The sequence below is a fragment of the Geminicoccus roseus DSM 18922 genome (assembly GCF_000427665.1).
In the GTDB taxonomy this organism is placed as follows: Bacteria; Pseudomonadota; Alphaproteobacteria; order Geminicoccales; family Geminicoccaceae; genus Geminicoccus; species Geminicoccus roseus.
This window is the reverse complement of the sequence record NZ_ATYL01000004.1, coordinates 37,851-58,283: the sequence shown is the minus strand read 5'-3', so window position 1 is coordinate 58,283 and position 20,433 is coordinate 37,851. Positions and strand designations below refer to the sequence as shown.

20 protein-coding genes and 2 pseudogenes are annotated in these 20,433 nt (G+C 63.5%); 8 read left to right on the top strand and 14 right to left on the bottom strand.

The genetic code is table 11. The annotated features are described in order from the left end of the window. Positions 1–22: 22 nt before the first annotated feature. The 7 genes from GEMRO_RS26700 to GEMRO_RS32200 form a co-directional block, all read right to left on the bottom strand. On the bottom strand, positions 23–712 hold the full coding sequence (locus GEMRO_RS26700; RefSeq protein ID WP_035484498.1) for an SCO family protein: 690 nt from the start codon (positions 710–712) through the stop codon (positions 23–25). A gap of 70 nt (positions 713–782) precedes the next feature. Continuing rightward, positions 783–1,067, bottom strand: coding sequence for a hypothetical protein (locus GEMRO_RS33860; RefSeq protein ID WP_157505384.1), 285 nt, complete (start codon positions 1,065–1,067; stop codon positions 783–785). A gap of 101 nt (positions 1,068–1,168) precedes the next feature. Further along, entirely contained in the window at positions 1,169–1,531 is a 363-nt protein-coding gene (locus GEMRO_RS32205; protein ID WP_035484471.1) for a hypothetical protein, read from the bottom strand. Positions 1,532–1,533: 2 nt separating this feature from the next. Beyond that, positions 1,534–2,097 (bottom strand): TlpA family protein disulfide reductase, encoded by a 564-nt coding sequence (locus GEMRO_RS26690; RefSeq protein ID WP_051328537.1) that lies wholly within the window; start codon positions 2,095–2,097, stop codon positions 1,534–1,536. 82 nt (positions 2,098–2,179) lie between these two features. Then, positions 2,180–2,617, bottom strand: a complete 438-nt coding sequence (locus tag GEMRO_RS0100865) for a DUF411 domain-containing protein (RefSeq protein WP_027132523.1) — start codon at positions 2,615–2,617, stop codon at positions 2,180–2,182. Between the two features lie 26 nt (positions 2,618–2,643). Further along, the gene (locus GEMRO_RS0100860) at positions 2,644–4,041 is read right to left on the bottom strand and encodes a multicopper oxidase family protein (protein WP_035484468.1); all 1,398 of its coding nucleotides are present in this window, start codon (positions 4,039–4,041) and stop codon (positions 2,644–2,646) included. A gap of 157 nt (positions 4,042–4,198) precedes the next feature. Then, a complete protein-coding gene (locus GEMRO_RS32200; protein WP_051328536.1) occupies positions 4,199–4,567 on the bottom strand; it encodes a hypothetical protein in 369 nt (122 codons plus the stop codon). A 926-nt stretch (positions 4,568–5,493) separates the two neighbouring features. On the opposite strand from GEMRO_RS32200, the gene GEMRO_RS0100850 reads away from it, so the two are divergent. From GEMRO_RS0100850 to GEMRO_RS0100840, 3 genes are all read left to right on the top strand, one after another. Continuing rightward, on the top strand, positions 5,494–6,054 hold the full coding sequence (locus tag GEMRO_RS0100850; RefSeq protein ID WP_084506384.1) for a cupredoxin domain-containing protein: 561 nt from the start codon (positions 5,494–5,496) through the stop codon (positions 6,052–6,054). Positions 6,055–6,086: 32 nt separating this feature from the next. After that, a complete protein-coding gene (locus tag GEMRO_RS0100845; protein WP_169728289.1) occupies positions 6,087–7,880 on the top strand; it encodes a copper resistance system multicopper oxidase in 1,794 nt (597 codons plus the stop codon). A gap of 115 nt (positions 7,881–7,995) precedes the next feature. Next, positions 7,996–8,649, top strand: coding sequence for a copper resistance protein B (locus tag GEMRO_RS0100840; protein ID WP_084506382.1), 654 nt, complete (start codon positions 7,996–7,998; stop codon positions 8,647–8,649). 25 nt (positions 8,650–8,674) lie between these two features. On the opposite strand, the gene GEMRO_RS26680 is transcribed toward GEMRO_RS0100840, so the two are convergent. Then, positions 8,675–9,142, bottom strand: coding sequence for a c-type cytochrome (locus tag GEMRO_RS26680; RefSeq protein ID WP_035484464.1), 468 nt, complete (start codon positions 9,140–9,142; stop codon positions 8,675–8,677). Positions 9,143–9,457: 315 nt separating this feature from the next. On the opposite strand from GEMRO_RS26680, the gene GEMRO_RS0100830 reads away from it, so the two are divergent. Continuing rightward, on the top strand, positions 9,458–10,084 hold the full coding sequence (locus GEMRO_RS0100830; RefSeq protein ID WP_157505383.1) for a WD40/YVTN/BNR-like repeat-containing protein: 627 nt from the start codon (positions 9,458–9,460) through the stop codon (positions 10,082–10,084). Between the two features lie 113 nt (positions 10,085–10,197). Here GEMRO_RS0100830 and GEMRO_RS35580 read toward each other — a convergent pair whose 3' ends face one another. Together GEMRO_RS35580 and GEMRO_RS35785 are read right to left on the bottom strand one after the other, a co-directional pair. Continuing rightward, positions 10,198–10,332 carry a hypothetical protein gene (locus GEMRO_RS35580; RefSeq protein WP_276202813.1) on the bottom strand — a complete coding sequence of 45 codons (135 nt, stop codon included), beginning with the start codon at positions 10,330–10,332 and terminating at the stop codon, positions 10,198–10,200. Between the two features lie 14 nt (positions 10,333–10,346). Beyond that, positions 10,347–10,587, bottom strand: a pseudogene (locus GEMRO_RS35785) (peptidase domain-containing ABC transporter); the annotation flags it as partial. A 213-nt stretch (positions 10,588–10,800) separates the two neighbouring features. On the opposite strand from GEMRO_RS35785, the pseudogene GEMRO_RS32195 reads away from it, so the two are divergent. Further along, positions 10,801–11,888: pseudogene (locus tag GEMRO_RS32195) on the top strand (IS630 family transposase). A 362-nt stretch (positions 11,889–12,250) separates the two neighbouring features. Here GEMRO_RS32195 and GEMRO_RS26665 read toward each other — a convergent pair. Beyond that, positions 12,251–12,718, bottom strand: coding sequence for a YHS domain-containing (seleno)protein (locus tag GEMRO_RS26665; RefSeq protein WP_157505380.1), 468 nt, complete (start codon positions 12,716–12,718; stop codon positions 12,251–12,253). A 95-nt stretch (positions 12,719–12,813) separates the two neighbouring features. Between GEMRO_RS26665 and GEMRO_RS26660 the strand changes: the two genes are divergently transcribed. From GEMRO_RS26660 to GEMRO_RS0100795, 3 genes are all read left to right on the top strand, one after another. Beyond that, positions 12,814–14,745: an adenylate/guanylate cyclase domain-containing protein gene (locus GEMRO_RS26660; protein ID WP_051328534.1), complete on the top strand. Its 1,932-nt coding sequence runs from the start codon at positions 12,814–12,816 to the stop codon at positions 14,743–14,745. Between the two features lie 356 nt (positions 14,746–15,101). Continuing rightward, positions 15,102–15,983 carry an adenylate/guanylate cyclase domain-containing protein gene (locus tag GEMRO_RS0100800; protein WP_027132516.1) on the top strand — a complete coding sequence of 294 codons (882 nt, stop codon included), beginning with the start codon at positions 15,102–15,104 and terminating at the stop codon, positions 15,981–15,983. Between the two features lie 76 nt (positions 15,984–16,059). Further along, the gene (locus GEMRO_RS0100795; protein ID WP_027132515.1) at positions 16,060–16,263 is read left to right on the top strand and encodes a hypothetical protein; all 204 of its coding nucleotides are present in this window, start codon (positions 16,060–16,062) and stop codon (positions 16,261–16,263) included. 944 nt (positions 16,264–17,207) lie between these two features. Here GEMRO_RS0100795 and gcvA read toward each other — a convergent pair. From gcvA to GEMRO_RS0100775, 3 genes are all read right to left on the bottom strand, one after another. Next, positions 17,208–18,119, bottom strand: coding sequence for a transcriptional regulator GcvA (gcvA, locus tag GEMRO_RS0100785; protein WP_027132514.1), 912 nt, complete (start codon positions 18,117–18,119; stop codon positions 17,208–17,210). 879 nt (positions 18,120–18,998) lie between these two features. Beyond that, positions 18,999–19,343, bottom strand: coding sequence for a helix-turn-helix domain-containing protein (locus GEMRO_RS35880; RefSeq protein WP_084506378.1), 345 nt, complete (start codon positions 19,341–19,343; stop codon positions 18,999–19,001). A gap of 178 nt (positions 19,344–19,521) precedes the next feature. After that, positions 19,522–20,418: a replication protein RepA gene (locus GEMRO_RS0100775; protein WP_027132513.1), complete on the bottom strand. Its 897-nt coding sequence runs from the start codon at positions 20,416–20,418 to the stop codon at positions 19,522–19,524. Positions 20,419–20,433 lie beyond the last annotated feature (15 nt).

Here is a 20,433-nt window from a genome sequence, read left to right as displayed (position 1 = left end):
TCCTTCCTCCCTCGACAAGCCGTCAGAACAGATTTCTTATCCTGTCCCAGATAGGTGGGGCTTCATGCGGGTGGCCTGCCTGGGCGCGGTTCGCCAACGCGTTGACGTACACGACAAAATGGACCGGCTGGAAATCGAGGCCGTGGAACCGGGCGCGTAGGCGCCCATCCTGGTCAATTACGTGCGTGACCGCCCCGTGCATCTGCATTTCGTCGGCCGAGGGCGTGAACTCCAGGCCGTAGGCCCGTGCAAGGGCTCGGGTAGCATCGGCGGGCTGATCCGGTGCAGCCGTGAGAAAGGTCCAGTTTGTCGGGTCTAGAGCATGGGCTGGGCCATACTCCCGCAGGACCTGGCTCGTGTCGCGGTTGGGATCGGTTGTCACGGTGACGAACGCGACCTGCCCCTTCATCGGGGTCGCGTTGATCATCTCCTGGAGCTTCGCCATCTTCTCCACCTGCAAGGGGCACACGTCCGGGCAACTCGCGTAGACGAAGTTCAGGACGACGACCTTGCTGCGATAGTCCGCAAGGCGGACGACACGACCATCCGAATCCTGCAGCGTGAAGTCTGGGGCCTGGCTGTCGACCAGCTGGGCGTGCGGTTCCTTGTCATGAAGTTGCTGCTCGACTTCCTGAAGGGAATGGGCAAAGGCCGGGGAAGCGATCGTCGACGCCAGGACAAGCGTCAGAATGGCACGTCGTCGGGTCGGCATGATGATCACCTGCAGAGGCGAGGCTGTCCGCCCCTTCGGAAGAAAGAGCGGACAGCGCCGGTTGACTTGGTCAGCCCTGGTTGTCGGGCTGCTGCATCTTCGGCTTCATCGGCATGTCCGAGTGGCCTTCACTCTTCATGTTCATGGCCTGCATCATGTTGTTGCAGTTTTCCATCATCTCGCTCATCCGGGACATCATCTTCATCATGCCGTCGTTGCCCATCATTCCCGAACCCATCATCGAATCAGGTTTGTCGTTCGACGTCGGAGCGTCCTGGGCGTGAAGGGCGTTGGCACCCGCGAGGCCAGCAACGAGCGTGGCCGCAACAGCAAGAAGCTTCATGGAGTAGCGCATCGGTAGTCTTTCCATTGGTGATTGAAGGGAGGATGTTTCAAAAGTCGATTATCTGGGGCGGCTTTCTCCTTTGATGGTCGGCTTGGATTGTCCGGCGGCACTCAAGGCAGGAGGCGCTTGCCATGGCCGCCGGACATGCCGGGCGTCACGGACATCGGAGCGACCGCATCGAGCGGGTTGTCCGTGCCAGCGACGTCGCGGACAGGGTGAGAACCAGCGACGCCGGCGCCGGTCTTCTTCATGCACAGGCCGAGCGCGCACATGATCGTGCACGGCAGCAGGCTCAGGAGGATTGGTGCCACGCCCGCTGCGACGAGCCAGCTCCAGTTGAGGGCGAGGCCTGCGACCACGATGGCGCCACCGAGCAGCAGCCACCCGCGCCAGCCGAGGCGACGGCGAACAACGGCAAGGCTTCTCCCCGCAGAAAATCCCGGGTCGGGTTGCCCCATTGCCTGGTCGGTCATGCTCACTGCTCCATGGCCGGCGCTGTGACGGGAACATCGTCCGGCTGCGCGATGACCTGCTGGAAGAAATCGATCATCTCCGGGGCATCCCATTCCGCAGGGCCAACCAATCTGCCGATCTCGCGCCCCTGCCGGTCGATCAGGAGGGTGGTCGGCAGCCCGACCGCCCCAAGAGTGCTGGCCGCCCGACCCGACGGGTCGATCAGAAGATCGAGCTGCTCGACCCCGATCTCGGCATAGAAGTCCCGCACCGCCTCCGGACCCTTGCGATCGATCGACAACGCGACGACCTGGAATACGTCGCCACCAAGGGTCGCCTGCAGGCGGTCCAGGGTCGGCATCTCGGTGCGGCAGGGCAGACACCAAGTCGCCCAGAGATTGAGCAGCACGACCTTGCCCTTGTAGTCGGTGAGCAGCCGCGGCTGCCCATCGGCGTCCTCGAAGGCAAGCGCCGGCAGGGCTCTGGGTGTCTCGGCGAGCGCGAAGTCGGCGGGCACCTCCATCGCCCCGGCAGGTCCGGCCAAGGCGAGCACAGCCGCCACCACCGCGACGATCCGTCGGTTCAAGACCGTTCTCCCCGAAACTGGCGGACCCGCGACCGTATCGCTTCAGCATGGACCTGCCGCGTAACGGCACCGGCCATCCTGATCATTCCGTTGCGTAGACGGTGGGCGCCCCATCCTGGCCGACAGCGTAGACCTTGAACGGCTCCTCCTTGGCACCACCCATCCCGGGTGATCCCATGGGCATGCCGGGAAGAGTGATGCCGGCGATGTCGGGGCGTTCGGACAGGAGCTTGCGCACCAGGTTTACGGGCACATGGCCCTCCACCACATACCCATCGACAAAGGTGACATGGCATCCCTGGAAATCCTCGGGCACGCCGGCTCTGCGGCTGATCTCGGCGAGATCGTTGGTCGGCTTCACGTCGACCTCGAATCCATTGTCCCGCAGATAGTCCGCATAGCCCTCGCAGCATCCGCATTGCGGGTTCTTGTAGAGGACCGCGGAGGTCTGCTGAGCCATGGCCTGCATCGGCGGAGCCAGCAGCGTGATGATGGCGCCAAGGCGCAGAATTCGGTTCATGATCGTCTCCGTAAGTAAAATCATGATCAGTCGACCCGGAGGATGGTCATCATGCCGGTCACCTGATGGTCCGTGACGTGGCAATGCAGCATCCAGTCGCCCGGGTTGTCCGCGACGAAGGCGATTTCGACCCGCTCCCACGGGGCCAGTAAGACCGTATCGCCCCACTGCTGGTGTGGAACGTTCGAGCCGTTCCGGCTGAGCAGGAGGAAGCTGTGGCCGTGCAGATGCATGGGATGCCACCAGGCCGTCTCGTTGCGCAGCGCCAGGATGTGGCTGGTGCCGCGGGGAAGGACGAGGGACGGCGTCATGCCTGCGTGGCCGTCGCCGTGCATCGACACGCCGTTGATCGCCCAGATGCCACTCCCCTGCATCTTGCCGGCGTTCGCCAAAGCGTCCCCGCCCATCATGCCGCCCTGAAGCACGAGTTCATGCCGCTCGGCCGCGTCCAGGTCGGGAATCGGCAAAGGGTTGGGCGGCAGGGTCGACACCCCGCCGGAACCGCTCCGACGGAGCGGCTCCTGCCGGAGGTAGGCCAGATGGGTGAGTGGATAGGCCAAGCCGTCGTAGAAGTCGTCGATGACCGGGTAGCGGCGGCCGGGTTCGCCCTGCATGTCGAGCATGACGTCCAGACGCATGGCCGGGCCGAGGAGCAGCAGGTGTTCTTCTGGCTGGAATGGCTGGCATGGCTGGCCATCGACCGCCACGACCACCGGGCGATGACCCTCGAAGCGCAAGGCCATGATGCGGGCGAGAGCGGCGTTGACGAGGCGCAGGCGGATACGCTCGCCAGCCCGTACCGGCTGGTCGGCTGGCGTCGCCCCATTGATCGTGACGGTGTTCCCGACACGGCCGGACATCGCCGCTTCCATGGCATTGCCGAAGCCGGGAGCGACCTGCCCTTCCTTGGTCAGCCGCCAGTCCGCGAGCATCCAGAGGACGTCACGGTCGACGTCCACAGGCTCGGCCTCGTCGACGATCAGCGCTCCTGCAAGACCGCGGCCAATCTGTTGCAGGCTGTTGGCGTGCGGGTGGTACCAGAAGGTACCGGCATCGGGTGGGGTGAACTCGTAGACGAAGCGGCCACCCGGCTTGATCGGCGGCTGGGTCAGGCCGGGCACACCATCCATGGCGAAGGGCAGCCGGATTCCATGCCAGTGAACGGTGGTATCCTGGTCGAGCCGGTTCTCCACGGCGATGCGCACCGGCGTCCCCTGCCGCACCCGGAGGACCGGGCCCGGCACACGACCATCGTAGGCCCAGACGGCGGTGGCTGGACCGGGCGCGCCCCTCAGGTTGGCCCACCAGGGCGCTGCCGCGATCCGGTGATCATACCGGTCCGCCGCCTGCGCCGGCCGCGGCGTCCTTGCCACGGCCGCCACGATCCCTGTTCCTGCGAGAGCGAATGCCCTGCGGGAAATCATCACGTTCAATTTGTTGTCCACCTTCGACAGTGCCGCGATCGCGGCAGATGGCGAACGTCATCGACCTCCGGTCGACGTGAGGACGCTGCCTGAGGTGGGGGAGATCCCAGACGCGTTCGGACGCAGGGGGACCGGCACGCGGGGCGGCCGGGCTGCGTCAGGCGGTGGCGGTGGATCTAGGCGGATGAGGGTCGGGCGAGACCTGCCTGCCGACCAGGAGCGATTGGGCCCGCGACGATGGCGCCGACGCTTGGCGCAGCCGCATCGGCAACGTCTGAGGCAGAACCGCAGGGGCGGAAAGCATACAGGGCACGGCACAGGCCAGCGCCTCCATATCGCCACCCGTGCTGCCGCAGTCCCCAGCCTTGGGCCCTTGCGCGTCCATCTGTGCAGGAGCGCCCATCAAGCAGGGCTCGTTGCTGGCCGTGGCCATGGAGGTCGCAGCCCCCATCACCAGGATGGAGACGAACAGCAGAGCAAGGGCGATGCGCGAGAGCCAGTCGGACATGGTGGGGTAGAGTGGCATCGAACACTTCCTGCGACAAGAGGCTGTAAGTAGCTCTCTTTGCCCGGTCCATATTGCTCGCTCGCATGCAACTTTCTGCCTGCGTTGCCGACGGGTCCGTTGACGGCTGCACCCCCTGGAAATCTCGCTGCGGCCTGGCATGTCGGGTCTGTCTCCCGCCTAGGCGCAATCGGGAACCCCAGGGATCCGCTCCACCGGCCACTTTGTCACAGTAGCGGATTTCGCCGATTGACCACCGTTGCAATTGGCGAGGCTTCTGTTCATTTGTCCCGATGACAAGGCACCGGCGGCTTTCGGAGTCGGGGATCCGTTGCTGTCCTAGATGGGTGCTGTCGAAGCCCACTTATATAGCGCTCCTACCCACTAAGGTCTGTCCGACTCGACGATGGTACGGTTGATCGCACGGCTCGTCATCGCCCTGGTGACCCTTGGAACGCTCGCAAGCGTCGACGCCGCGGCGGGTCATGATCGTGCGGCGGCGTGGTCGCCGACCTCCTCCGTGGTGGATCTGTCGAGCATCGGGAGCGGTGAGCCGCAACTTGGTGCGCCTGCCAAGACCTGTCCCGGCGAAGTCCCCGATCATGGGCACCGTACCGTCGACTCGCACCCGTGCTGCTCTAGCGTCTGCCCGGAGCCGGCCTGGTTCGTCAGGCCGGGCGGCGGAGCGTTCCGTTCCGCGCGTCACCGCTTCGTTTGGATGAACCAGAAGGCGCACCCGAACGTGGGGTCTCCCCCGCGTCGTCCTCCACGTCTCCAGATCTGAGTAAAGGCAGGTTCGCCTCCCGTCCGGGACCGGTACGAGATGACCGCTTCCGCAGGGAGGATCCGTGTCCGGATACTGCCCTCATCATGGCTGCTCTGCCGTGTCTGCCCGCCGCTCCTCGGCGAGACCGGCAATCCATCAGATCGATCGTGGAGACTTTGACATGTTCCGTACTTTCGCGACGGGCGCTGCCCGTCTGTCCGTTGCCGCCCTGCTCCTGGCTTCGGTCGCGGTCGGCACGGCCGTGGCCGACGCAGGTCATGGCAGCTCGTCGATCGGCAAGCCTGGCGATGCCTCGGATGCCGATCGCGTCATCCAGATCAAGATGAACGATAATTTCTATGAGCCGGAATCGGTTCAGGTGCGCGCCGGCGAAACGATCCGGTTCATGCTCACCAACAACGGGGAATTCCTGCACGAGTTCAACATCGGCACGGCTGCCATGCATGCCGAGCATCAGCAGGAAATGGCGATGATGATGGAGCATGGCATGCTCACGCCGACCGGCATGAACCACGACATGGACAACATGGACCACTCCAAGATGGGTGGCATGGACATGGCCGAGATGAAGCACGACGACCCGAACAGCGTGCTGGTCGAGCCGGGTGCCAAGGCCGAACTGGTCTGGACGTTCACCGAGGACACGGCGCTCGAGTTCGCCTGCAACATTCCCGGGCATTACGAATCGGGCATGGTCGGTCCGATCAAGATCCGCAACTGACTGAATGCGCTCTCCCAGAAGCGAAGGATGACATGATGCCCAGGAATTTCTTGGGTGCTCTGGGCCTGGTGCTGGCGGCGACGGCCGCCAGCACCCTGGCTTCACCCTCCCTGGTCGCCGGGACCTATGATCTCGTGATCGAAGAGCAGACCCTCAACGTGACCGGCGTGGACCGGCCCGGCATGGTGATCAACGGCCAATTCCCGGGCGCGCCGCTGCGGCTGAAGGAAGGCGAGGACGTCACGATCAACGTCACCAACCGTCTCGACGAGGTGACGTCGGTCCATTGGCATGGACTGCTGCTGCCGAGTTCCGAAGATGGCGTGCCCGGCGTCAGCGACGGCTTTGACGGCATCATGCCGGGCACCACGCACACCTACCGGTTCCCGGTCCGGCAGGCCGGCACCTACTGGTTCCACAGCCACTCGGGCGTCCAGGAGCAGCTTGGCGTCTATGCGCCGATCGTGATCGAGCCGCAAAAGCGCGAGCCGTTCCGCTACGACCGCGAGTACATCATCCAGCTCTCCGACTGGACGGACGAGAACCCCGAACGGATCATCGACAACCTCAAGCGGGACCCCGGCTACTACAACTACAGCAAGCCGACCTGGTCGGACCTCGTCCGTGATCTGTGGAACGCCGATTCGGCAGAAGCAAAGAAGGACGTCGTCCAGGAGCGCTGGGCGTGGGCCAAGATGCGGATGGACCGGACCGACATCGCCGATGTCACCGGCTACACCTTCCTGGTCAACGGCCAGTCGCCGGAGCGCAACTTCACGGCCCTGTTCGAGCCGGGCGAGCGGATCCGGCTGCGGTTCATCAACTCGTCGGCGATGACCTATTTCGACGTGCGCATTCCCGGCCTGAAGATGACCGTGGTGCAGGCGGACGGCAACAACGTCCAGCCGACGCCGGTGGACGAGTTCCGGATCGCGGTCGCCGAAACCTATGACGTGATCGTGCGGCCGGATGAGGACAGGGCCTACTCGATCCTCGCCGAGTCGATGGACCGGACGGGCTTCGCCCGCGCGACCCTCGCCACGCGCAAGGGCATGGTCGAGCCGCTGCCGGCGCATCGGCCCCGGCCGATGCTGACCATGGCCGACATGGGGATGAGCTTCGGCCCGACCGGCCTCGAGCGCGGCACGCCCCGACCCGAGACCGATGCTCCGGGCCACGTCCCGCCGATGGACATGGATCACGGCGACATGGCCGGCATGGACCATGCCAAGACGGACGGGATGGGCGACATGGCCGGCATGGATCATTCCAACATGAAGGGAATGGGCGACATGGCCGGCATGGATCATTCCAAGATGGAGGGAATGGGCGACATGGCCGGCATGGCTATGGCCGATCCGATCGCCGTGGATACGGGCGCGCCCGCGGGCACCAAGGTCCTGTCGTACCGCGACCTGAAGGCGCTCGCCTCGCCCTTCGACGCCCGGGAGCCGGACCGGATCATCGAAGTCCGGCTGACCGGCAACATGGAACGCTATTTCTGGTCGATCAACGGCAACAAGTTCGCCGATGCCCAGCCGATCGTCCTGAACTACGGCGAGCGGGTGCGGTTCCGGTTCATCAACGAGACGATGATGAACCATCCGATGCATCTCCATGGCATGTGGATGCTGCCCCGGGTCGGCAACGATGCCCGTGATCCGCTGAAGCATGTCGTGAACATCAAGCCGGGCACGTCGCTCGACGTGGACATCCCGGTGGATGCCGAGGGCGGCTGGGCGTTCCACTGCCACCTGCTCTACCACATGGAAACCGGGATGATGCGCAAGGTTGTCGTCCAGCGCCAGACGGCAGCGGCGGAGTGAACGGGCAGTGAACAGGATATGGTACGAAACGGCAGTTCTCGGCGCCGCCGGAGTGATTTCGCCTTTTCTTCTGGCATCGTCCGTCGCCGCACAGTCTGCGGCCGGCACGGCAGAGATGACGCCGCCCGCCCATGGCGCAGAGCTTTATGGCCAGGTCATCGTGGACGAGCTGGAGTATCGCTTCGGCGACGGCAAGCCCGTGGTCGGCTGGGATGCCCAGGCCTGGTATGGCGGCGACTACAACAGCGTATGGCTGAAGACGCAGGGTGAATATGCTGCGTCGGAATCCTTCGAGTCGGCCGAGGTGCAACTGCTCTACTCGCGGCTGCTCGGCTATTACTGGGATGTCCAGGCAGGCCTGCGCTACGACTTCGAGCCCAGCCCGTCGCGCGCCTATGGCGTCATCGGGCTGCAGGGGCTCGCACCCGGCTACTTCGAGGTCGACCTCCAGGGCTTCGTGAGCGAGGAGGGCGTGGCGTCGGCGCGCCTGGAGCTGGAATACGACATGCTGATCACGCAGCGGCTCGTGCTCCAGCCCAAGCTCGAGACCAATGTCGCGTTCGGCAACGACCGGGAGATCGGCAGTGCCAGCGGGTTCAACGACATCGAGCTGGGCCTGCGCCTGCGCTACGAGGTCATCCGCGAGGTGGCGCCCTATATCGGGGTGAGCTGGGAACGCCAGCTCGGCAACACGGCCGACCTTGCCCGTGACGAGGGGGAGGATGTCGACAACCTGTCCTTCCTGGTGGGTGTTCGCATCTCGTTCTGAGACCAGACGAGTGGCGGGGCGGCGGTCACTCCGGCGACGGGCGTGACGCCGCCATCCAGCGCTCCTGAATGTCTTCCGGCCAGGTGCTGGCGATGAAAGCCAGCACCGCGCGGATCTGCTCGTCCGTGAGGATTCCGTCGAACGCCGGCATGTCGGTCGGGTAGCCTGCCGGGGCCATGGCCGCGATGCCATGCTTGGTGATGTCGAACAGCATGTCCTGCGGATGATGCCAGGTGTGGCCGGTGATGCCGTGAGGCGGGGCCGGCAGCTTTCCATCCGGCTTCGCTTCCCGCCAGTCTGGCTCACCCTCCAGATCCACGCCGTGGCATGAAGCGCAGTGCTGGGCATAGATGGCCTGGCCTGTGGCGACCTGGGCAGGATCGTTCGGGTCGATCCCGGCCTCGGCCGGGATCTGCATCCACACAGCGGCAGCCCCTACCACCAGGACCGCCAAAGCAACCGCGCCCGTCCGTCTTCTCGTCCACACGATCATCTCTCGTTCCTGCGCATTCGCTGGTCTGCTTCCCCTAAACGAACGGCCTTCATTCCATCATAACAAGGATCTCCCATGCATGCTTTTTTAGGTCGAACAGTGGCTTGCCTAGCCATTCTGACGATAGGGATGGCTGTTACTGGGCCGGTGCTAGCAGTCGAGGATCTCAGCCTCGACGAACTCGCTCGACGCACGCACATCCACGACTTGGCGGTAGATCGGCGACAGCGAGACCAGCTTTTAATTGCGACCCATCACGGTCTGTTCCGAACACAGCCAGGCGGCAGAGTACAGCGGGTCTCAGCGATCCAAGATTTGAAGCGTTTCAGTCTTGATCCAGGGAATCCGGAACAGCTTTACGCAAGCGGCCATCCATTGGCAGGCGGCAATCTTGGCTTGTTGGTCTCAAAAGACCTGGGGGCTACGTGGCAGGAAATCCTGGCCGGCGTGGAGGCGCGTCGCGACTACCACCAAGTGGCGGTCAGCGGGGCCGATCCCACTCGACTCTACGTAGCCGATGATGTCTTGCGGGTTAGCACAGATAGCGGGCAAACCTGGAAGACTACCAGCCCTTTGCCCGAAGGACTGATTGATCTGGCCACGTCGGCAACCGATCCGAGCAGGATCTACGCCGCAACCCGCCATGGCCTGCTGCGCAGCAACGACAGCGGGAAGAGCTGGGATGCGTTGATCGAACGATCACCGATCACGATGGTCGAGGTAGCCCCGGATGGGACGCTCTATGCCTTCGTCGTTGGGCAGGGCCTCATGCGAAGACAGGAGGATGAGGCGGAGTTCGAGAGGGTAGGCGCCGGAGATTACTACATCCTCCGTCTGGCAACCGATCCGGCTGATCCGCAGCGCCTGTTTGCAGCGACCCATGACGGCAGCGTCATCGCCAGTAGCGACGGCGGCTTAAGCTGGCTGCCCTTCGAGGGATAATGTAGGTTCACGGCCACAGGACTTCGCGGGTGCGACGGCGGCGATGATGTCTCGACCACTGTCTAAAGCCTTCGACCAGGAACTTTGCGCCCGACCCGCTTGAGCTTGTCTCTTCAATCATTACGCATCTCGACCATCTCTTCATCCGCGAACAGGCAGGCCCGATCAGCGGTCGCCACTTGGGAGATAGCCTGCCCGGTCAACGCGAGCGGCGCGTCGTCCTGCTCATTGGCCACGTCCAACAACATCAGGCCGAGTCGCAGTAGAGCGGGCGCGCGATCAGGACGCGCTGTTTTTGGCCGCCGGAGAGCAGCGCGCCCATGTTACTGATCAAGGTGCCGTAGCCCATCGGCATGGCGACGATGTCGTCGTGCACCGTGGCCATTGCGGCACCGGCCTCGATCCGCTTCCCGGTCGGGCTAGCAGACAAAGAGGCTGATGTTGTCGGCGATGCTGCCGACGAACAACTGGTCGTCCTGCATAACCACGCCGATCATTAATCGGTGTTTACCCCGGACGATCCACGCGATGAGCGATGCATTGCGTGCAGTGGCGTGTGAGGCCGAAATGCCCTTCCTCGATCCTCAACGGCTGATGATCTGGTGGGGCAGCCAGTCCTCTAACTTGACGAACTCCTGCTAGTGGTCTGAGTTACAGATTGGCTTGCACTCTGGATGAAGTGGGCGATTGTAGCATCTTCGTTAGGAGAGGCTGCCATGGCTCGGGGTCCGAAGGCGCTTGCTGTCGAACTGACATCGACGGAACGGGCGGCGTTGGAGAACCTGATCCGGCGACACCCTGGGACAGGCGCTGGCGTAACGTGCCCGGGTGGTGCTCGCCTGTGCCGAGCCTGACGCCACCAATCTTGGAGTAGCCTGGGTACTTGGTGTGAGCCGGTCGACGGTGGCCCTGTGGCGCCGGCGCTTTGCCCTGCATCGGCTGGAGGGTCTGGTCGATGCGCCACGTTCCGGTGCGCCAAGACAGATCGACGACGAGGCCGTGGAACGTCTGGTCGCGCTGACCCTGGAGGAGATGCCGGCCAACGCCCCCACTGGAGCACCCGGTCGATGGCAGGGGGGCCGGGTTGAGCCAAACGGCGGTGAGCCGGATCTGGCGGGCCTTTGGTCTGCGGCCGCACCGGGTGGAGGCGTTCAAGCTCCCGACCGATCCAGCCTTCGTGGAGAGGGTCCGCGATGTGGTCGGCCTGTATCTGAACCCGCCCGACCGGGCGTTGGTGCTGTGCGTCGACGAGAAGCCGCAGATTTAGGCGCTGCGGCCGACGGCGCCCATCCTGCCGATGCGACCCGGCCAGCCCGAGCGCCAGACCCATGACTATCGGCGCTGCGGCACCACCGACCTGTTCGCAGCTTTGGACATCAAGGCCGGCACCGTCATCGGCCGCTGCCAGCGCCGGCATCGCAGCATCGAGTTCCGCGCCTTCCTCGACTCGATCGAGGCAAGCGTGCCGGCGGATGCCGACGTTCATGTGGTGCTCGATAATGCCGCCACCCACAAGACCCGGATCGTCCAGGACTGGCTGGTCAAGCGGCCTCGCTTCCACCTGCACTTCACCCCGACCTCGGCCTCCTGACTCAACCTGGTCGAGTGCTGGTTCGCTCTGCTGACCCGGCGCCGGATCGAGCGCGGCGTGTTCACCTGCACCGAGGCGTTGGAGGAGGCCATCCGAGCCTACATCGCTGCCAACAACGCAGATCCCAGACCATTCGTCTGGACCAAGAGCGCGGATACCATTCTCGCCAGCGTCGCTCGCTTCTGCCAACGGACCTCTAACTCAAGCCACTAGCCCCGCCGGGTGATCTCGATCTCGGCAAGGTCTTCGGGCATTGCACTGGCCACTCGCTCGACCAGTGCCACCAGCACGCCGCGCCAAGGGTCCACTCATACGCATGTCTCTCAAGGGTGTACCCCAGCAAGACGATCAGCCGAGACACCCTTCCCTGTCCCACATGGGTTGTTCTTGATCTTCCGAGACGCTAGGTGGAACCGATCTAGAACATGCGAGACAGATCAGCCTGTTAAGATACCCACCATCACACGGTCCTGTGCAAGTCCATTCCTGGTGACCAATTCAGCCACTTCTATTAATTTACTTTGGGCAACCTCATTGTCTCGAACGACCCGACACATCCACCGCAACGCGTTTCATCAAGGAACGTTGCGCAGCGCCTCCCACTTTTCAGTAGCGGCAGCAATATCGGCTTCTAGCTCGGCCAAGCTCTCATCCCGGCCCTGCTTGTCGTAGTAGAGGTAAAGACGGCCCTCGACGATGAGCCAGGCCTCGGGATCGATGGGTGAGAGCCGGCCAAGGCTCACGCCGCCTGTACAGAAGCCGCCAAACTGCGGAGCATAGCGAACAGGGTCGTCAGCAAACAAAGTCTTGTGTTCGGCGCTGGCAAACAGCCACCGCGCGTCCTGCCAGACGTACTGGAACTCGGGCTTGCCTTTGATCGACCGGCCATCGGTGAAGTAGGCGACCGTGTCATAACCGCGGATGGCAAGGTTGCTGGCGTCCTTGTTGACCCTCTCCCCGGCGGCGGCGGTGGAGGCTGTAAGGAGAGCAGCGAAGACCAGGACGTGCAGCCTCCAGCCCATGACATGCTGATCAAGGTTCATTGCGGCATCTCCCGCGAACCCCCACTATGCCAAGTACTCCTTGTACGCCTTGCCTGGGCAGGAAGCTACAAAGGGGCTTGCATCGAAGACGCGGAATGGCGGCCGAACCCACAAACGCGAAACCCGAAGAGGCCGTACGCGGCCGCAGGCGCAAGCTAGCTGCGATCCTGAGCGCCGACGCGGTCGGCTTTTCGCGCCAGATGCACCAAGACGAGACTGGCACGCATACGCGCCTGCGGTCTTGCCGCCAAATCATCGATCGGCTCGTCATCGAGCATGATGGCCGCATCGTCGGCTCGGCAGGCGACAGCGTGCTAGCCGACTTTCCAAGTATCGTCGAGGCGCTGACCAGCGCCATCAACATCCAACAGGTTTTGCGCGAGCACAATGCCGCCCTTCCCCCAGGACAACGGCTCGAGTTCCGCATCGGCATCAATCTTGGTGACGTAATCATCGATGGTGATGACATCTACGGCGACGGCGTCAACATCGCCACGCGCCTGCAGCAACTCGCCCAACCAGGTGGCATCCTGATCTCGCAGACCGTTTACAACCATGTCCGCGGCAAGCTTGACGTCGGCTTCGAGCCGCTGGGCATGCATCAAGTCAAGAACATCTCCCAAGCTGTCGCAATCTTCCGCGTGTGCCTGGATGGGTCAGACTCCTTTAATGGGTCAGGCTCCTCTGTTGTGCAGCCGCAAACGCGCCGGCGGATGCGCGCTAAGCCAATCTGGCTCATGACAGCGGTCCTTCTGCTCATTGCTGCGGCTGTCGTCGGCTTGTGGTTCACACGTGCAGGCCCGATGGAGGAAAGACACCAGGAGCGTGCAGAGGTGGCTGATCCGGCGGCCACCACCATACCCGTGGTTGCTGTCCTGCCATTTACCAATCAGAGCGGCGATCCAGGACAGGATTATTTCAGCGACGGGATCACCGAGGACCTGATTGCGGCGCTAGGGCGCTTTTCGAGTCTGCGTGTGGTCAGCCGCGGCACGACCTTCGCGTATAAGGGCAAGGCTGCTGACCTTACCCGGATCGGACGGGAGCTCAAGGCACGCTATGTGGTTGAAGGCAGCGTCCGCCGGGCTGGTGACCGCGTCCGGGTGGGCATCCAGCTCATGAATACTCGCGATGGGCTCCTTCTCTGGTCGGAGCGGTATGATGAAGACCTGACCGATGTCTTTGCCGTGCAGGACGCCATCGTGCAGCGCCTAGTCAGGATGCTCGCGGTGAGGGTGACCCGGGTCGAGCAGGAGCGGGCTTTGGCCAAGCCGCCAGGAGATCTTGCGGCCTACGACTATGTCCTGCGTGGCCATGAGCAGCTGGCGCAACGCACCCGTACCTCCAACGCCCAAGCTCGTAAGCTCTTCCAGCAGGCCTTTGAGCTGGACCCAAGGTACGCAGCCGCCCAGGCCGGCCTCGGCCGTGCCTATTTGGACGCAGCGCTTTTTGGCTGGACCGAATGGCCAGCACAGGCGCTCGAGCGTGCTGAGGAGATGGCGCGAAAGGCCGTCGAACTCGACAACGACGACGCAAGGAGCCACGCCCTGCTCAGCTTGGCATATGGGTTTCAGCGCCAGTGGGATCTGGCGGAAGCTGAAATCGATCAGGCCGTCAAGCTCAACCCCGGCGATCCTGAGGTTCGTGCCCTGCTCGCGGGAGTCCACATAGACAGAGGCCGTCTCGACGAAGGAATCCACGAGTATGAGACCGTTCTCTCCTTCGACCCGTTTAATGATCCTGCATGGATGGACCTGGGCACCGTCTACTACCTCGCGGGTCGCCTGCAGGATGCAGTGGATATCCTGGAGCAAAACCTCACCCGAAAGCCAGATCGAGTAGCGGCATGGGCGGTACTGACGGCCACCTATGCGGAACTCGGATTGAAAACGCAGGCACGAGAAGCAGCGGCAAGGGTGATACGGCTAAACCCGTTGTTTGCGGCTGAGGATTTCGCTGCGTCCTATGCCCAGCCGAACCACAGGAAGCGGCTCACAAACGGCCTCCAGCGGGCAGGGCTACCGTGACCTGTTCGTCAGGCCAGAGACTTGTCTACTTTCGATCGTGGAACCGACGATGGGTCTCCGGGATATCGAGATCCTGCAACTCGCGAGACAGCGATGACCAACCGCTGATCGCGAAGAGGCTAATTCGTCGACTAAAGGCATGACCGTCATATGATCCCTATCCTCCCTGCGCTGTATCACCCGGTTGTACGGCAAAGCCGGGGCTGTTCAGACCGTCCAGAGCGCAACTTGAATGGCAGGTGAGACTTGAGCTGGGACCATTTGTGATCTTTCAGTCAGTAACGTTCCATAACGCGCTCCGGCGCAGTAACGGGTAGCTTTTGAAGGATACTCTAAGCCGCTGACCTGGGGGAGACATGGACGTTACGGCCTGGCTCGAAGGGTTGGGCCTGAAACGGTACGCGCCGACGTTCCGTGCCAACGACATCGATGCGGAGATCCTACCCCAACTCACGTCCGAGGACGTTGCCGACCTTGGCATCTCGTCGATCGGCCACCGCCGCAAGTTGCTCAACGCGATCGCCGACCTGCGTGTGCGCGACGCCGCGGAGGCGCCAGCCACATCTCGGGCGAGCGCGGCCGAAAGGCGCCATCTGACAGTGATGTTCGTCGACCTAGTCGGCTCGACCGCGCTTTCAGCCTGCCTCGATCCCGAGGAGATGCGCGAGGTTCTCCGCACATATCAGGACGTAGTGGCGGGCGCGGTGGCGCGCTACGGCGGCCACATCGCCAAGCTGATGGGCGACGGCGTGCTCGCCTACTTTGGATGGCCGCGGGCACAGGAGGATGAGGCCGAGCGGGCGGTTTACGCCGGGCTCGACATCGCCGCGGCCGTCCTACGATTGGCGAGCCCTACCGGTGAAGCGCTCGCAGCGCGAGTCGGGATCGCGACCGGGCTCGTGGTGGTGGGCGATCTGGTTGGCGAGGGTGCTGCGCAGGAGGAGGCGGTCATCGGCGAAAACCCGAACCTGGCCGCACGGCTACAGGAGGCAGCTGCTCCAGGCGCGGTGGTGGTGGCGGACGGCACACGTCACCTCGTAGGCGAAATGTTCGTGCTATGTCCATTCGGCGCGACCCAGCACAAGGGCTTCGCCCCCGGCAGCCGCTTCGACGCCCACCGCCCGGCTCAGCTGCTGCCAATGCTCGGCCGCAATCAGGAGTTGGCGCTCCTGCAGAGGCGCTGCAGCTGGTCGACGACGCGTTGGCGGCGGTCGAACGTCTCGATGAGCACTGGTTGAGGCCGAACTCCATCGGCTTAAGGGGGAAGTCCTGCTGGCGCTTACCCAGGACCCTTCCGCCGAAACCGAGATCTCTTTGCCTAAGGCCATCGCGGTGGCTCAGCAGCAGGGCGGCAAGTGGTGGGAGCTGCGGGCCGCCACCACGGTGGCGAGGCATTGGGCGCGGCAGGGCGATCGTCGCCAAACGCATGACGTCCTCGCCCCGGTCTACAGCTGGTTCACCGAGGGCTTCGACACGCCGACCTTGCAGGAGGCCAAGGCTTTGCTCGATGCGCTTTGAAACAGCGAGGTCCTCCAGCCGCACCGTCACCCCCCGTCCGCCCGCAGCGTGTCACAGTCCGTCACCGTCGCGGGCCCGTGTTTGCAGTCGACAGCGTCCAACAGCGATGGCCGCAACGGGGGCCACGCATGAAGGCCATCATGCTGTCCCTGAAGGGCTTCGTCCCACTGGGTACGCCGGAAGAGGTCGACCGCTTCTGCCGAGCGGGGAACTGATGGAGCCTCTCGTTTTGGCCGACCCGCTCCTGATTCAGCGCTCGCTGAACATATCCGTTCCACAAAAGTCATCCTGCATCCAGGCAGGGCAGGCTGATCCGGCCTGACCGGCCGCTGCATGAGCGGGATTCACCCGCGCACAAATTGTTCGCGTTTGCCGGCGAAGACCGGGAGCGGCAGCCTTTGGTCTGCGCCGCAGTATCCACTGGCGCAACGCGAGAAGGTCTGGTCGCATGTCCATCGAAGCGTGCGAAGCCGCATCCCAGGCACAGGGCTACCGGGACCGCGACCCGGTTTGGCCGAATCAGCCTGCCTTCCCCGGACGCAGAATCGATCAGCCGCGGGGCGCGATCTGCGAGAACACCGGGAGCGTGCAGCCTCCGGCGGAGCAACGGTGTGAGCGGAACTGGCTCATCAGGGTCCTGCGGGGTTCGATCCGCTGGGCCGTAGATGGTCTCGCTTCCCGCGCCGAGCGGCGGCGGGACCGAGAGGCCGCCGACCTCATCTCGCGCAATGGAAAGAAGCTCACGGACGAGATCGAACGTCAGATTGTAGATCGAACCCAGTCGAAACGCTCCTTTGGACCACCTTGAGAAGACTACTGTCCTCCACGGCTCGAGCTCGACGCCGGAAGAGTGACGCATCAGCCAGTCATGGGGCACTGTTCAAGCTGAATTCAATTTTCTGCGAGATTTGTGGACGGCATCGCCACCTTGCCCCTCCATCGGCCTATGCCGGACGCTGAGGTAGCACGGGCGATGCCGTCTCCTTTAGCTCGGCGCGGATCCAGTTCCGGAAGACGGCGACCTCGGGACGGGTCAGAGCCTCCCGGCTGGTCGTCAGCCAGTATCCGGTCCGGCCGCGCCGCGCCGGTGCAAGAACGGGAACCAGACGGCCGGTAGCCAAGTCCATCGCGATCAGCGGCAGGCGTCCGATGGCAACACCCAGCCCCTGCGCTGCGGCTTCCATGGCCATATGGATAGTGTCGAAGCGCAGTCCCCGGCTGAGATCCAGCCCATCCACCCCTGCCAGACGAGCCCATTGCGCCCAGTCTTCAGATATATTCGTGACGTGTAGCAGCGTCTGCCGCGTCAGATCGGTTGCCGTTGCGATCCTGCCTGCCACTGCGGGCGCGCAGACCGGCACGAGCGCCTCGACAATCAGGCAGCTAGCATGGAGATCCGGCCAGTCACCCCGGCCCATGCGAATGGCCAGATCCATCCCGTCGCGCGGGAACTCGATCTGGCGGTGCGAGGTATCCACCGTCACCTCGATATGAGGGTGCTGCGCCCCGAAGCGGGGAAGATTTGGGATCAGCCACCGCAGGCCGAAGCTGGGTGCCACGCTGATCGACAAGCGACCGCTCGGTCGCCGCCCCGGAACGGCTTCGGTCGCCGTGGCTAGGAGTTCCAGCGCCTCGCGGACCCGCGGCAGATAAGCGGCGCCTGCCACCGTCATGACCAGGCCGCGGTGGCCCCGCACGAACAAGGAGACGCCCAGCCACTCCTCAAGCGAATGGATGCCATGGCTGACGGCGCTGGGGGTGAGGCACAATTCTTCCGCCGCCAGCTTGAAGCTCAAGTGTCGTCCTGCTGCCTCGAATAGGCGCAGGCCATTCAATGGCGGCAATCGGTAAGGCATCCGCACCTCTTCTGGTGTCCGGCTCGCCGGCCCAGGCAGTCTGCCAGAGTCTATGGGGTTTCCCCAGGTCTGCCATGGGCGCGGCCGCAAGCAGGTGGACCTTGATGGTCAGTCCGCCGCAAGAACGCCCCTTTCCTGCTCACTGTCTGCGGGTGCGCCCGGATGATGGTGACGTCGATCATGCAGTGCTGGTTGTTCCGGTCAGCCCACTGAACACCCGCTTCGACAGGGCGGCATGGCACCAGCGGCCGAACCGCCGGTGCATTGTCTTCCACCGGCTGCGGCGCCCATAAGCATCCGTTTACCAGCAAGCGGTTGTCTGATCTCCAGCGGCCCAAGTCATCCCCCTTGCCCGGCGGCACGCTGCAACCGGCGTCCACGGCTCCTCGCGCAGCTCGTATCGCTTGGTTGCCATCATCCGCTCCACGCTGCAGCACGAAGCCTTGTGATTCAGCACGAAACCCCTTCAAGAACCCGGAACGTCATCCGACCTAGCCACAGCCAGCTTTATTATCTGATAGCTATATAGTAGCTATCAGATAGCTTCAGTTGTGTGATACTCCCTCCCAAGCTTTAGAAGGCGCCACCAGAGTCCAACTGCTCCTGCCTGATGTATAGGGTCTGTGGTCACCGCAGGCGCGCGAAGATGGTGTCCCAGCAGTAGCCCGGGGTGCGGATGCGCTCCTTGGCAAAATAGTAGGTGTCCCACACGTCGTCGCTGAGCGGAATCTTAGCGATGAGCTCGCAGACCCGCTCGAGCGAGTCTGCCCGCCGAGCTGGTAGAGCTTGGGCGCGATCTTACAGACACCGCCCTGGACGCGATTAGCAGGCTTCAGCCGGCTATAGCGCTTGGTATCGTTGTGCTGCAGCGGTTAGCGCTTAAGGTAGCGCTCGCCGTGGCGCACCAGGACCTTTTGGATGGTGTCGAGTGCCAAGCTTGAGCCCATGCTCGCGGATGAGCTCGTTGCGGAGGCGCTTGGACCCGAGCCACCGACCGCGGTGCAGGTCCAGGATCAGAGCTATATCTTGCGGGAAGACCCTGCGCCCTGGGGAACGATGTGGTCGGGAGCTGCGGGTTTCCAGCCCAGCGATGCCGGCCTCGCGATAGCGCTGCCACCACTTGCGGAGCGTAGGGTGGGAGATGCCGCAGCGGCGGCAGACGATGCCGGCGTTGCCGATCGCTTGGTAGAACCGGATCCAGCCCAGCCGGGTGCGTGCATCCATCCCGTCTCTTCGCTGCCAGGAGCGGCTTTGACCGTGATGGGATCGGGCGATAGCCGAGCCGGTAGGATGGGGCGAGGTGCAACGAGGTCTTCAAACCCTACACCTGAGAATCCGAGGTTCGGATTAGGCGCCTTGATCTAACTTGAACAGGCCACGTGAATTTGGACTCTGGTGGCGCCTATGCCTTAGTGATCGCTGCCGGCGAAGGACACAGCGTTACGCCGCGCTCGTGGACGTCCAGCTTGGCGCCTGGATAGACGGCCACTGCTAACTCAAGGCTTTCCAAGAATTGAGCTTTGAAAGCTCGCTGCCGTTTGAAGCCTGCGCCAAACTGCGTGTGCAAGGCAGGCCAGCTCACTTCGGTGTCACGCTTAAGGGCATGAAGCCGATAGGCCAGCCAGATATAGACGTCCAACGCCATGGAACGAGGACCGATTGCGCGCAGCGAGGCCTCGTTCACCGGTACCGGATGGTCGCGTAGCGCTTGGTAGAAGGCCTCATCCAGTCGCACTCGATCCTGCCACAAGAACGGCTGCGTAGGAGTGCCAGACATCGTGATGGCGCCCTCTACGAACGCGCCGTTGCGCAGAAGCTGCTGGTCCCCAAGGCCGCCAAAGAAAGTTAGCCGGCACAAGGAGATGCGCTTGGCTTGTTCCTTCACCAGCCGATAGCTGTTCCCACCAATCGAGAGGCCCATTCTGCCGAGCCAGACCTGCATGCTGCGACCCAGTTCAATCTCGCGTGAACGAGTCTTGACTGCCTCGGACTGCAGAAACAACAGAATGAAACGGGCATACGATCCATAGGGCAGCCCTACTTCCTGTCCCTGCCGGTCGACACCAGACTGCAGGATCAGGGTAAGGTTATGCCCTTCACGCTTCCAGATGGTCTCGCTCTGCTCCTTGTGGGGGAGCGAGGTCAGCGCGAAGCCTGAATAGGTGAAGCCGATGCCTTCCGTCTCGTCGCCGAGCACCTGATAGGCTGCTTCCACCACGGCTCGCTCATGGCGAGTAACCGCTTGTCGACGAGCTTCGTCGATCCCGTGCTGGAGGATCAGGTGGTGGACGTCGGCCATGCCAGGACACTGGTC

What these genes read in the sequence shown, in the direction of transcription:
- GEMRO_RS26700 (WP_035484498.1), bottom strand. Translation starts at nt 712, where the DNA reads ATGCCGACCCGACGACGTGCCATTCTGACGCTTGTCCTGGCGTCGACG.
- GEMRO_RS33860 (WP_157505384.1), bottom strand. Translation starts at nt 1,067, where the DNA reads ATGCGCTACTCCATGAAGCTTCTTGCTGTTGCGGCCACGCTCGTTGCT.
- GEMRO_RS32205 (WP_035484471.1), bottom strand. Translation starts at nt 1,531, where the DNA reads ATGACCGACCAGGCAATGGGGCAACCCGACCCGGGATTTTCTGCGGGG.
- GEMRO_RS0100865 (WP_027132523.1), bottom strand. Translation starts at nt 2,617, where the DNA reads ATGAACCGAATTCTGCGCCTTGGCGCCATCATCACGCTGCTGGCTCCG.
- GEMRO_RS0100860 (WP_035484468.1), bottom strand. Translation starts at nt 4,041, where the DNA reads ATGATTTCCCGCAGGGCATTCGCTCTCGCAGGAACAGGGATCGTGGCG.
- GEMRO_RS32200 (WP_051328536.1), bottom strand. Translation starts at nt 4,567, where the DNA reads ATGCCACTCTACCCCACCATGTCCGACTGGCTCTCGCGCATCGCCCTT.
- GEMRO_RS0100850 (WP_084506384.1), top strand. Translation starts at nt 5,494, where the DNA reads ATGTTCCGTACTTTCGCGACGGGCGCTGCCCGTCTGTCCGTTGCCGCC.
- GEMRO_RS0100845 (WP_169728289.1), top strand. Translation starts at nt 6,087, where the DNA reads ATGATGCCCAGGAATTTCTTGGGTGCTCTGGGCCTGGTGCTGGCGGCG.
- GEMRO_RS0100840 (WP_084506382.1), top strand. Translation starts at nt 7,996, where the DNA reads ATGACGCCGCCCGCCCATGGCGCAGAGCTTTATGGCCAGGTCATCGTG.
- GEMRO_RS26680 (WP_035484464.1), bottom strand. Translation starts at nt 9,142, where the DNA reads ATGATCGTGTGGACGAGAAGACGGACGGGCGCGGTTGCTTTGGCGGTC.
- GEMRO_RS35580 (WP_276202813.1), bottom strand. Translation starts at nt 10,332, where the DNA reads ATGTTGTTGGACGTGGCCAATGAGCAGGACGACGCGCCGCTCGCGTTG.
- GEMRO_RS26665 (WP_157505380.1), bottom strand. Translation starts at nt 12,718, where the DNA reads ATGAACCTTGATCAGCATGTCATGGGCTGGAGGCTGCACGTCCTGGTC.
- GEMRO_RS26660 (WP_051328534.1), top strand. Translation starts at nt 12,814, where the DNA reads ATGGCGGCCGAACCCACAAACGCGAAACCCGAAGAGGCCGTACGCGGC.
- GEMRO_RS0100800 (WP_027132516.1), top strand. Translation starts at nt 15,102, where the DNA reads ATGGACGTTACGGCCTGGCTCGAAGGGTTGGGCCTGAAACGGTACGCG.
- gcvA (WP_027132514.1), bottom strand. Translation starts at nt 18,119, where the DNA reads ATGCCTTACCGATTGCCGCCATTGAATGGCCTGCGCCTATTCGAGGCA.
- GEMRO_RS35880 (WP_084506378.1), bottom strand. Translation starts at nt 19,343, where the DNA reads ATGGATGCACGCACCCGGCTGGGCTGGATCCGGTTCTACCAAGCGATC.
- GEMRO_RS0100775 (WP_027132513.1), bottom strand. Translation starts at nt 20,418, where the DNA reads ATGGCCGACGTCCACCACCTGATCCTCCAGCACGGGATCGACGAAGCT.